This window comes from Thermodesulfovibrio sp. TK500a (assembly GCF_055381765.1).
Map to the genome: position 1 here is coordinate 89,548 of NZ_AP041606.1, position 12,790 is coordinate 102,337.

Here is a 12,790-nt window from a genome sequence, read left to right on the forward strand (position 1 = left end):
TTGAAGAAAAAAGTCTTATTAGTGTTAATTTTATCAGTTTTCATGCTCTTCTTTATCTTCGGAAAGATAAATCTGAATTCTTTATTAAAAACTCCTATTTCCAATGAGTTAAGAAAAATTACCAGTGCCGATGTATCAGTTGAATCGATATACTTAAATTTAATTCCTCTCTATTTTGAGATAAAAGATATCAAAATAGCTTATGGAAAAGACGAAGTTTTGAAAGTTAAAAGAGTCAAACTTTACCCAGGGTTTGAAAAAATTTTTAATGGCGAGATTGAAATATTGAGGACTGTAGTTTATGATAGCGAATTTTCCTTTGAATATAATAAATTCAATTTATTAATAGAAAGTATAAGTAAATATATCAAAGAAACTACTGATATGCCAATTCTTTTAACCTTTAAAGCTTTAGAGCTTAAAAACTCTTCTGGTGTATTTATTTTTAATAATGATAAGACAATAAAAATTTCCGAATTAAACAGTAGGCTGTTTATTAAAAAAGAACCCGAGCTCTCGTTTCTCACCAATCTTAAAATAATGTCATTGACTTCTCCTCCAATTGAATTTAATTTAAAGGCATCTCTAAGGATTCAAGAAAAAGATATAATTCTGCAGGAGTTGAAGATTTTTGATTTAGACTCTCTTGTTAAATCGGAAGGAAGATTTAATTATCCTAAATTCATGGGTGAATTTGTCATTGGTGGTAAAATATTTGTCAAATCTTTGCTGAGAGTATTTCAAATACATGGTTCTGACTTTGGTGAATTGAATCTAAATGGAAAAATAAAATTGATTGATGGAAAAAATTTGATGGAAAGACTTTATCTCCTCATTAATTTTGATGGATATTTCATGCTTGAAGAAATAATGAAAATTTTAAAAGTATCAGAAAGATTAGAAGGTTATGCACAAATATATAAAGCAAAACTTGAAGGAAGTCCTTTAGATTTTAATGTTACAGGAGAGGTTTATCTAAAAAATGGGAATATCTTAGGCGTAAAAGTAGAGAAAGTTCAGACAAAGGCACTATACAAAAAGGGTATTCTTTATTTCACTGAAGGAAAGCTAAATCTTTATGGTGGGAAGGCTACAGCAGACGTATGGATAACACTTCCAAAAGTTTTCAACCATTATGTATTTCTAAGAGTTAACTCTGTGTCAAGCAGCGGTATTTTTGAGCTGATTAACTGGAATCCAGAAATACCAGAGGGCAAGGTAGATGGCTGGTTGAGGTCAGAGGGAAGAGTCTTTTCTCCCGAGGGTTCTTTTGTCTATATAAAAAAGTCAGATAAAATTCAGGATTTAAGAGGCAAGATTAGAACAATAAGGGGAGATTTCAAGGCTACCGATAACATTTATAGATTTAATTCTCTTGAGATTGAAATGGATAAAACAATCACACGAGCAGTTGGTTATTTTGACTCAATCAGGAACTATATAAATTTTAATTTTAAATCTAACACCACCGACATAAATGAACTCATAATGCCCTATCAAAAGGGACTATACGGAAATGCACATATTAATGGAAGTATTGTTGGGAATACTGATAATCCTGAGTTAAGGATAGGCTTTATCTTAAACAGGCTGTTAGTGAGGTTAGAAGAAATTAGTGATAAACTAAAATCTCAAATATTGGAATTTAATAATGCGAAGGGAGTAATTTCCTATTCAAAGGCAAGATTAAATACTAAAATTAATGGGAAGGATTTCTCTATTTCTGGAGATATAATATTTCCTGAGGCTAAGAGACTATTTGAATTTAAAAACCCCTTATACGATTTGAGCTTCACTATGAATAATATTGAAATTAAAAAATTGCCTGTCACAGGTTTGAATGAATTGATATCAACTAATATAAGTATTGCTGGGAATATAAAAGACAATGGCAAAGTTTATTTTGATGCCTCAACAACAAATTTATTATTAGATAGCAGGAAAATAGCAGATAAAGCAATGATTAAAGCTACCTTATTAGAGAACTCTTTTTTAATAAAAAAGGCTGATTTCTATGTTGAAGACCATTTGCTCCATGCAGAAGGATTTATAAATTTTGATGGAAAATTTGCTATTAAAGGCCATTCTCAAGAGTTTGATATAACTAAATTTTCAGGAAAATTTACGAGATTATTTGGAGTTAAGTATTTGGAAAAGCTTATTCTTAATAAGCTCAATTTTAAAATAGAAGGTTCTTTAGATAAACCAGAAATTAATGCGAGTTCAGAACTTTCATTGAAAACAAAAAATGCCAAGTATATCAATGGAAGTGCTTTTGTAAAATATACCGCTGGTAATATCTCCATCAATACAAATCTACTTAAGGGAATTACTCTTAAGGCTGAAGGAATACCTCAAGAGAGTAAATGGCATATAGATGCTAAATTCAGTTTTGCCCGAGTAGACCCAGTTTTGAGTTTATTAAGCAACAGCCTTCCCGAAGACCTTGTAGTTCTGATTGATGGAAAATTTGAAGCAAAAATAGAGGGAGAAAATATAGATGCCCTAATTAACCTTCCTAAACTTTTTATGAGAATGTATGGAATAGGACTTAACAATAAAGAACCGATTAAAGCCTCAATAAATAAAGGCAATATCCAGTTTGAACCTATAAAGCTTATAGGTCAGTCTACAGAACTTACAATTAAGGGTAAAATAGTTGACTATTATGATGTTTTAATAGATGGGAATACTGATTTGAGACCTTTAAAAGCTTTTTTCAAGGCAGATGATATTAAGGGACGAGCATCTACGCTCATATACATATATGGTCAGAGAAACAATCCAGAAATAATAGGAGAACTTGATGTAAATGACTCCGCAATCACCATAAGAAAGGATATACCAACTTTTAACAACATAAATGCTGTTATTTCATTTAATGAGAACAGAGCATTTATTGAGAAAGCATCGGGTAATTTTTCGCAAGGTAAATTCAATCTTGAGGGGAGTGTTTATCTTGAGAATTTTGCCTTGAAACAAATATGGTTGTCAGGAAATTTCTCAGATGTTAGATGGATTTTTACGCCTAAAGCATGGGCATACTTAGATGGTCAGGTTTATCTTACTGGAGATTATGCAAATCCTTTATTTTCTGGAAGCGTGAGGGTAAGTAAAGGAATATACAGTGATAGATTAGACTGGACAAAATTTGCATTAAGGTCATCTTCATCTCCTAATGTTACCCAGAGGGATGGAGTTTTAAGTAATTTAAAATTCAACCTGAGAGTAATTACAGATAAATTTTTTGTCAATAATAACCTTGCTACTGTTAATTTAGATAGCGATATTGTAATTAAGGGAACAGTTGTTGAACCCTTACTAATCGGATGGATAAATGCTAAGGATGGGTGGATTTATTTTAGAGGCAATAAATTTGAGCTATCCCGATTGCTCATACAGTTCACAGAGTCTAATCCAGTTAAGCCATATATTAATATTTCTGCTCGAACAGCGATTAATCAATATAACGTAAACTTAAATATTAATGGTTATATTGACCAGTTTAATCTTATGTTAAGTTCTAATCCTCCCCTTGCTGAACAAGAGCTACTTAATCTGCTGGTGCTTGGACAAAATGGAGTTTCGTCTGGAGGAATGCCAGGTGCATCAGAAGCAGCCTCATTTATAACAGGACAGATGGAAGAGGTTTTTCAGGAAAGAATTCGAGGTATTACAGGCCTTGATGTGATGACCGTAGAACCGTATTTGTCCAAAAAAACAGGGGCAATCAATCCTCGCATAACCGTGGGAAAGAAGCTTCTCGATGGAAAAATGACTGTCACCTATTCTACAGCTACCGGCGCAACAGCTGAACAGACAATAAAAGTTGAATACCTTGTTAAGAGGGGTGTTTATTTGGTTGGAACAAAAGACGAGACAGGAGGTATCTCGGGTGCTATTAAGTTTCGCTTTGAGTTTCGTTAGTATCCTAATTTTACTCTTTAATAATGCCTTTGCAGATGAAATTGTAAAAAAAATTGAAATTGAAGGATTAAATTCTATCTCTAACAAGGAGTTCATATATCTTCTCGGAGTAGAAGAGGGTAAAGTTTTAAATAAAGAAGAGATAAATAGAGGAATTAAAAGGCTTTTTTTGAAGGGTATATTTGATGATATTGTCGTTAACTATGACAATGGAGTTTTAAAAATAGAAGTCAAAGAAAAGTTAAAAATAAAAAGGATAAACATAGAGGGTAACGAATATTTTAGTGAAAAATTCTATATAAATTCTTTAAATTTAAAAACAGGTGACTTTTTCAGTAAAGTAAAACTTCAAAGAGCAATCGCCAATATTCAAAATGAAATGAATAAAAGAGGCTTTCCGGAAAATAAAATTTCCTATGTAGTATCACAGGAAGGACAGGATGTTTCAATGAGAATATTAGTTGAAGAAGGCAATCCGTTGAGGGTAAAAAATATAATCTGGCAGGGTAGTCTTAATGAAAATATTAAAAACCTTCTTTCTATAAATCAAAACGACCCTTTTGATAAAGTAATGATTGAAGAATTTATCAAAAAATCAATGGAGTATCTAGAAAAAAAAGGGTTTAAAGGTTCGAGTATCAAATACTCCTTTGAAAAAGGAGAATTAAAAATTTTTATTGATGAAGGAGTAAAGTTAGAGATAGAAATAAAGGGAGCAGATTCTCTTACCTCTAAAGAATTAAAGGATTTGATAATGGCTCATTTCAAAGATAAGGTGAGTGAAGATATTATTAAAGACAGCGTTAATAATCTGATAACTTTTTATAGAACAAAAGGATTTATTGATGTAAAGATATCTCCCTTAATGGAAAAGAAAGGCAATGAGTGGAACATTACTTATATTATAAATGAGGGAGAAAAGAGAATTGTTGATAAGATATTATTCATGGGAAACTTTAAAACTCCTCCAGAGGAACTAAAAAAAATTCTAATCAACAGGGAGGGTATTGATTTTAATCCAGAAGAACTTGAAAATGACAGACTAAGAATAGAGGATTTTCTCAGAACAAAAGGTTATTATGAAGCAAAGGTCTCTCAGCCAGATATAAAAGATAGAGAAAATAAAATAGAAATTAGCTTCAATATAGAAGAAGGAAAGCTTCTCAAGATAATATCGATTAATATAGAAGTCAAAGAGAATTTCCTTAAAAAGGAAGCTATTGATGCAGTGGCAAGTTTTATAAATTTCCCTTTCAGTAACTCCGTTTTCATTGAAATTAAGAGACGGATAAGGGAAGTCTATATAAAAAAGGGCTATCAAGAAACATTAGTAGAGGGAGTAACTGAGAAGACTAACGAGGGGATATTAATAAAAATAACTGTGCATCCAGGTAATAAAAAGTATTTTGGCCGGTCAATTATTCTTGGTAATAAGAAAACTAAGACAAATTTTATTTATGATAGACTAACACATAAAGAAAATGTGACTTTTAATCCAGAGTATATAGATAAGGATAGACAAAATTTATATAAAACAGGACTTTTTTCAAGAGTTGACATAAACTATGAAAAATATGACGATACAATTGATTTAATATACAATGTAGAAGAATTACCTGCAGGAATTTTTGAGTTTGGATTAGGATATGGTGAGTATGAGAGGGCAAAGGGATTTGTTGAACTGTCGTATATTAATCTGTTTGGAGTTAACAAACAGTTATTTTCACGCCTTGAAATAAGCAGTATTGAGAAAAGAAGTTACATTACCTATATTGACCCTTGGTTATGGAGTGACCTCATTTTTAAATCGTCATTACTTTTCGAGAGAACAGATATGAAAAATATTGATACTAAATATATCATCTATAGAATTAGAAAATACGGTTTATCGGGTGGCTTTGAGAAAAAATTTTTTGATTATTTCAAGGGAGAGTTGCTTTATGAAGCAACTTATTCTAAAATATGGGACGTTAGACCCGAGGTAATTCTCTCAGATAAAGATATAGGCGAAATATTTATTAGCGGTATCAAGGCTTCATTGATATATGATACAAGGGACAACGTATTTGACCCCACAAGAGGATGGTTGGCTGGTGTAACTTCGAAGATAAGCAGCGAGGCTTTAGGTTCTGAAATTAACTTCTCAAAAACCTCCTTTTATATAAATCGATACACGGAACTTAAAAAAGGATTGGTTTTAGCAACTTCCTTGAGAGCAGGTTTTGCATGGCTTTACGGCAACAGTAAAGAACTGCCCATTTCTGAAAGATATTTTTTAGGAGGAAGGGACACTGTAAGAGGTTATGCTCAAAACACTCTCGGACCAAAGAAAGACAATGAGCCTACTGGAGGAAATGCTTTTCTAATGGGTAATTTAGAATTAAGAACTTCTTTAGGAAAGAACTTTTATCTGATAAATTTTCTTGACTTCGGAAATCTCTGGCAAAAAATTGATAATATGAGTATAACAAATCTTAAATACACAACTGGTTTAGGGCTAAGATATAAAACACCTGTTGGTCCATTTAGAATAGACTATGGATATAAATTAAACAGAGAAAAAGGAGAATCAAGAGGTGAGATTCATTTTAGTATTGGTCATGCTTTTTAATATTTGTTTGATTGAACATGCAAATTCTGAGACTATCAACAGAGTTGTGGCATATGTGGGCAACATTGCTATAACCCTTGATGATTTCAAAGAAGAACTGAGTAAACTTAGAGAAAAAATGCCTGACATAAAAAGTGAAGAAGTTATTAACATTTTAATAAATAAAACTATTTTACTTAAAAAAGCACGAGAGTTGTTCATGGAAGGCAGAGACGAAGATATTATCAACAGCTATATTGATTTGAAAATAAAATCTTCCATTATCATACCAGAAAATCAAGTGAGACAGTTTTATGATGAAAACAGGGAAAAAATGAATGACAGACCATATGCTGCTGTTAGAAGTGAGATTGAAAAATATTTATTTGAGAGAGAGTTAAATAAAAGACTCAAGGAACATATTGAAGAAATAAAAAAAGATGAGGATATAAAAGTAATTTTTATGCCTTGATATTATAAATTAAAGCACTTTCATCACATTCTGGAAATTTAGGACATCTTATACAGTCTCCCCAAATCTTTTGAGGAAGCTTTGATTTATCGATTTCTTTAAAGCCAATTTTTTTAAAAAATTCAGGTATATATGTCAATACAAAAACTCTCTTTATACCAAGTTTTTTTGTCTCCGATAGACATTTTTTTACAAGTAGACGACCTAAGCCTTTTTTTTGATGTTCCCTTCTAACGACTAAAGAACGAACTTCTGCCAGGTCTTCCCATAGAATGTGAAGAGCACATACCCCTAAAATTTCTCCTTTGTCCTCTGCTACATAGAAATCTCTTAAATTCTCATAAAGCTCATTTAACGAGCGGGGAAGCATCTCTCCCTTTCTTGCAAATTCATTAATGAGTTTGTGTATTGTTTTTATATCGCTTATTTTGGCTTTTCTAATTTTCAATAATTGAAAAACCTCTCAAAACAAGCTTTTTGTTGATATCGAGCAGTTCTCTTCTCTTTGGAGGGATAATTTCCTCAAGTGCCTTTACTACATTGTCAATATTAATCAAGCCAGATACTTTAAGAAAAGCTCCAAGTAATATCATATTGGCAAGCTTAGGATTTGCTATGAGAGACGCCTCTTGGGAGGCCTCGACCGAATGAATTTTTTTACGCTCCGAAGAATTTGAATTTTGTATAATAGACGAATCATAGATGACATGACCATTTTCCTTCACTCTATTGAAAAACTTTTTATACGAAGCTTCATTTAATGCAATAAGAAAATCGGCATTTTTTATTATTGGACATCCGATAAGTTCATCGGCAACTATAACCATACAGTTTGCTGTTCCCCCTCTCATTTCTGCTCCATAGGAGGGAAACCATGTTACCTCTTTTCCTTCCTTCATAGCTGCATAGGCTATTACTTTACCTAAAAATAGTATTCCCTGACCTCCGGAACCGGCAATTATTATGCGTTGTTCCATTTGTCCTTTATAACTCCTATTTTGAATTCTTTTAGCATATTTTCTCTTAGCCACTTTAATGATTGCTCAGGAGTCATTCCCCAGTCAGTAGGGCAGGGTGAGAGCATTTCTACAAAACTGAAACCCTTTCCTTCAATTTGATATTTAAAGGCTTTTTCTATATATTTTTTAGTTAGAACTATATTTTTGTATGAATCCAATGAGCCTCTCGCAACAAAAGAACTACCCTGGAGCGTTGCAAGAAGTTCTGAAACATGAATAGGATACCCTGCTTGATTAGGGTCTCTTCCAGTGGGGGTTGTTGTTGTTTTTTGTCCCGGAAGCGTGGTTGGAGCCATTTGTCCACCAGTCATTCCGTAGTTTACATTATTTATAAAAAATACACATATATTTTCACCTCTGTTTGCAGCGTGTATTATTTCCGCTGTTCCTATTGCTGCTAAATCACCATCTCCTTGATAGGTAAATACGACCTTATCTGAACAAACTCTCTTAATACCTGTTGCTGCAGCAGGTGGTCTGCCATGAGGAATTTCAAGTATGTCAAAATCAAAATAATCATAGGCAAAGACAGCACATCCAACAGGCGCTATGGCAATTATTCTTTCTCTGAGATTTAACTGGTCAATTACTTCTGCAATAAGTCTGTGAGCAATACTGTGTCCGCATCCAGGACAATACCTGAAAGGCACTTTCTTTAGAGATGATGGTCTTTCAAAAACTTTTTTCATAAAGATTAATTATAGCAGAAATCCTTATAATTTTTCATTATTCCTTCCATTAGGCCATAGTCACTTACAATTATTTCCTTCGCTTTTACATATTCACATATAGAGTCCATTATTATTATTCCTGGAATAATAATACCAGCTCTATCTTGAGTTAAACCAGCAATATTTTTTCTTGAATTCACAGGAAGTTTTGAGATTTTACTAAAAATAGACTTTAAGTTTTTTATAGATATTTTTGTTAAATGAACGTCCTCGGAATTATAAAAATCTAATTTTTTTTCTATCATAGCAATAGTTGTGGCTGTTCCACCGGTTACGTAAATTTTGTTAATTCTTAAAAGAGGAATGTTCTTTTCAATTTTTTTTCTTAAGTCTTGATAGAAGTTTTCAATTTCAAATTGAAGGGGAGGGTCTGATTTAAAAAATATTTTATAATCTCTCAATGCTCCCGAAGGTATACTGCCCTTTAAAATCTCTTGTCCATCTAAATAAATCCACTCGGTACTACCACCACCTATATCAATAGCAAATAACTCCTTTTTTTGTACCTTAAGCCCTGCAACTATACCTTCTAACATATAATAGGCTTCTTGGTTGCCAGTGATTATTTTTAAACTTAATCCTGATTCTTCTCTTACTTTATTGCAAAAATCTTGTCCGTCCAAGGACTCTCTTAGTGCGCTTGTTCCTATGGCTATTATTTCTGTTGAGTTAAATTCTTCAGCTATAGCTTTAAACTTCTTGATGATTTTTATTGATTTTTCTATGGAATTATTATTAAGTCTTTTTGTTGTGTTAATATTTTTACCGAGCTGCGTTACTGCGCGGTCATGGTAAATTTTAATTATTTTGTCTTTTTTTAATTTTCCTATTAAAATTCGGATAGTATTACTTCCAACATCAATTACAGCAATGATTTCAGTAGGTTTCATAATAGGAGTTTACAATTTCAACAACGGCTTTATTTATGGTAACTTTTTTACTTTCTTTTGTCCTTCGCTTTTTTATTTCAATTTTTCCCTCTTTCAATCCTTTTTCTCCGATTATAACCTGAATTGGTATGCCTATTAAATCGGCATCTTTGAATTTTACTCCGGGACGTTCGTCTCTATCATCAATAAGTACTTCCATGTGCCTGTCTGCAAAACTATTATATATTTCTGAGACTTTTTCGTAGAGCTCTTCAGCTATTTTTGTTGTTTTTGAATCACCCATGTTTAGTGGAATTATCTCAATATCAAATGGGGCAATGCTTTTAGGCCATATTATTCCATCTTGGTCATTATTCTGTTCAATAGCTGCCGCAGCGACTCTTGCAGGTCCTATTCCATAGCTTCCCATTATTATAGGCTTTTCTTTACCATCTTTATCGAGATAGATAGCATTTAAGGGTAGGGAATATTTAGTGCCAAGTTTAAAAATATTTCCTACTTCAATGGCTTTTTCAATTCGAATAGGAGCATTACATTTTATGCATCTATCAATTTCAGAAACCTTTCTAATATCGTGCCATTCAGGACGGAAATCTTTTTCGGGAGTAATTCCTTTAATGTGATAGTCCTTTTTATTTGCTCCAGATACATAGAGGATGTCCTTACTAATTGATTTGTCGGCAATTAGTCTTATTTTGTGGTTCAAAGGTCCGATAAACCCTATTTCTATTCCTAAGATTTTATGGGCTTCTTCTGGTGAGGCAAAGCTAAATTCTCCAATTATTCTTGCAAGCTTTTTCTCATTTATTTCATGGTCTCCTCTAATTAAGACAAGAACCGGCTCTTTTTCAGTAATTACGAGAAGACTTTTAATAAAATACCTCTCATCCAGTCCTAAAAATTCAGAAACTTCTTTGACAGATTTTTTATTAGGCGTATAAACTTCGGAGAATTCCATGTCTATTTTGGGAGGAATAGGGGGATTGCTTTTTGCTACTTCAATGTTAGCAGCATATCCACATTGGTCACATAGCACTATCTCATCTTCACCCGCTGGAGTAGGAGCCATGAATTCGTGAGATTCCATATCACCCATTATTCCTGGATCTGATTCAACTTGATAATATCTAAGACCACACCTTGAGAATATTCTATGATAGGCTTCGGCATGCATTTGGTAACTTCTGTCAAGACCTTCATTGTCAGCATCAAAACTATAGCTATCTTTCATAATGAATTCTCTTGTTCTAAGAACTCCGCCTCGAGGTCTTGCCTCATCTCTGAGTTTTGTTTGAATTTGATACCATATTTGTGGCAGTTGTCGGTATGATTTAATTTCTTTAGCAGCTATCCACGTCATAATTTCTTCATGCGTCATACCAAGACACATATCCCTGCCGGTTCTGTCTTTTAAACGGAACATTTCTTCTTTTATAGAATACCATCTTCCTGTTTGCTGCCATATTTCTGCAGGATGGAGGATTGGCATTGATATCTCTTGAGCTCCAATTCTTTCCATTTCTTCTTTAAGAATGACGTTTATTTTATTTAAAACTCTCCATCCAAGAGGTAAAAATATAAAAAGACCTGCAGCCAGTTGTCTTACATAGCCCGCTTTTAACATTAAGATATGAGATATTGCATTGATACCCGATGGAGTTTCTCTCATTGTAGGAATGAATAGGTTAGAATATCGCATCTTCAACCTCCAAAATTTTGATATTAAATTAAAGTATATCATATCGCCTTTACCAGATAGAAATTTTAAAATTTAACATAATATACATTATCAGACAAAAATTTAAGACTAAAAAATGTTTAAAATCTGTGAAAATTTTAGTTAAAAGAAAGATAAATCCCGTTACTTATATGGGAAATTTTTGGATTGTATATTAAGTGGGCAATTAAAATTTTTAAGGGTTATCAGAATTTTATCTTTTTATCGCGCAACTTACAAACGCCATATCGTTATCAATTGATTTAACCTTTCCAATTACTAATTCTCCAGAAGATATTCCATCTTTATCTTCAATCATACATTTAATGTAATTATCCGATGTTCCTGTAAATAAATGATTTTTTCTATTTTCAACTATTATTTCAAGTTGAGAATTTATAAATTTTTCAATATATTTTCTTTTTTTAGCTTTAGCTATATCGACCAAAACGCTTGTTCTTTCTTTTTTTAGTTGTTCTGGTAAGTGGTTAGGCATTTTAGCGGCTACAGTAAATGGTCTCTTTGAATAATTAAAAACATGAAGGTATGAAAAGTTGACTTTTTCTGCTATTTTAAGTGTTGCTTTAAAGTCATCTTCGGTTTCGGAGGGAAAGCCAACAATTAGGTCTGTTCCTATGGCTATATTAGGATACATGAGAAGTATTTTTTCAATTATTTTCAAGTACTGTGCTATGTCATACTTTCTATTCATCAATTTCAGAATTCTGTCACTTCCGTGTTGTAAAGGTATATGAAGATGTTTACATATCCTTGAATCTCCCATAATTTCTAAAAGCTCTTCATCGACATGATTTATCTCAATGGAGCTTAATCTAATTTTAGGTATAGAAGTTTTTTTAAGTATATTTTTGAGAAGAAAATTCAGATTTGTCTTTTCTTTTTCATTAAAGCCGAAAAGTCCTATATTAATTCCGCTCAATATGATTTCCTTAATTCCGGAAGATTCATAATCTTTTATTTCTTCGATAATTTCTGACACTTTATAGCTAATTGGCTTACCTCGTAAATAAGGAACAACACAATAACTGCAGTAGTTGTTACATCCATCTTGTATTTTTACAACAGCTCTATGCCGGTTAATTTTTTTTGAAGTAATACTTGAAGTTATTGTGTTAAAGTAATTAATTATACTGTCTTTGTTTTGATTAGAGATTATTTTTAAATTTTCTGTTTCTTTTGGAAATCTCAGATTAATATAACATCCAGTGGCAAAACATTTTTTGCCTTCCTTTAATGCCCTGTTAATTATTTGTCTCGACTGGATTTCTGCTTTATTAGTTACAGCGCATGTATTTATAATCCAACAATCTGCCTTTTTTAAATCATCTGTAATTTCATATCCTTTAATCTTGAGTGATTTTTCAAGCTTTTGAAACTCTGCTTGATTTACTCTGCATCCAAAAACAATCAATGCTACTTTCAT

Annotated in this window: 9 protein-coding genes; 3 read left to right on the forward strand and 6 right to left on the reverse strand. The window is 32.3% G+C overall.

Annotation, left to right across the window (positions count from 1 at the left end; genetic code table 11):
- From ACZ430_RS00440 to ACZ430_RS00450, 3 genes are read left to right on the forward strand one after another with little or no spacing between them, the layout of a single operon-like run.
- On the forward strand, positions 1-3,927 hold the full coding sequence (locus tag ACZ430_RS00440) for a translocation/assembly module TamB domain-containing protein (protein WP_464910602.1): 3,927 nt from the start codon (positions 1-3) through the stop codon (positions 3,925-3,927).
- Positions 3,896-6,538 carry an outer membrane protein assembly factor BamA gene (gene bamA / locus ACZ430_RS00445; protein WP_297211786.1) on the forward strand — a complete coding sequence of 881 codons (2,643 nt, stop codon included), beginning with the start codon at positions 3,896-3,898 and terminating at the stop codon, positions 6,536-6,538. Before ACZ430_RS00440 ends, bamA begins: the two co-directional genes overlap by 32 nt.
- Positions 6,504-6,989 (forward strand): hypothetical protein, encoded by a 486-nt coding sequence (locus ACZ430_RS00450; protein WP_297211782.1) that lies wholly within the window; start codon positions 6,504-6,506, stop codon positions 6,987-6,989. Before bamA ends, ACZ430_RS00450 begins: the two co-directional genes overlap by 35 nt.
- On the opposite strand, the gene ACZ430_RS00455 is transcribed toward ACZ430_RS00450, so the two are convergent.
- The 6 genes from ACZ430_RS00455 to mtaB all read right to left on the reverse strand — a co-directional run bounded on the left by ACZ430_RS00455 (position 6,979) and on the right by mtaB (position 12,790).
- Positions 6,979-7,437 (reverse strand): N-acetyltransferase, encoded by a 459-nt coding sequence (locus tag ACZ430_RS00455; protein ID WP_297211779.1) that lies wholly within the window; start codon positions 7,435-7,437, stop codon positions 6,979-6,981. The two genes, ACZ430_RS00450 and ACZ430_RS00455, sit on opposite strands and share 11 nt — an antisense overlap.
- The gene (locus ACZ430_RS00460; protein ID WP_297211776.1) at positions 7,427-7,966 is read right to left on the reverse strand and encodes a 2-oxoacid:acceptor oxidoreductase family protein; all 540 of its coding nucleotides are present in this window, start codon (positions 7,964-7,966) and stop codon (positions 7,427-7,429) included. The genes ACZ430_RS00455 and ACZ430_RS00460 overlap by 11 nt, the downstream gene beginning before the upstream one ends.
- Positions 7,951-8,697 carry a thiamine pyrophosphate-dependent enzyme gene (locus tag ACZ430_RS00465; protein WP_297211774.1) on the reverse strand — a complete coding sequence of 249 codons (747 nt, stop codon included), beginning with the start codon at positions 8,695-8,697 and terminating at the stop codon, positions 7,951-7,953. Before ACZ430_RS00465 ends, ACZ430_RS00460 begins: the two co-directional genes overlap by 16 nt.
- Before the next feature lie 5 nt (positions 8,698-8,702).
- Positions 8,703-9,629: a Ppx/GppA phosphatase family protein gene (locus ACZ430_RS00470; protein ID WP_297211773.1), complete on the reverse strand. Its 927-nt coding sequence runs from the start codon at positions 9,627-9,629 to the stop codon at positions 8,703-8,705.
- Entirely contained in the window at positions 9,616-11,328 is a 1,713-nt protein-coding gene (locus tag ACZ430_RS00475; protein ID WP_339943273.1) for a proline--tRNA ligase, read from the reverse strand. The genes ACZ430_RS00470 and ACZ430_RS00475 overlap by 14 nt, the downstream gene beginning before the upstream one ends.
- A 232-nt stretch (positions 11,329-11,560) precedes the next feature.
- Entirely contained in the window at positions 11,561-12,790 is a 1,230-nt protein-coding gene (mtaB, locus tag ACZ430_RS00480) for a tRNA (N(6)-L-threonylcarbamoyladenosine(37)-C(2))-methylthiotransferase MtaB (RefSeq protein WP_297210159.1), read from the reverse strand.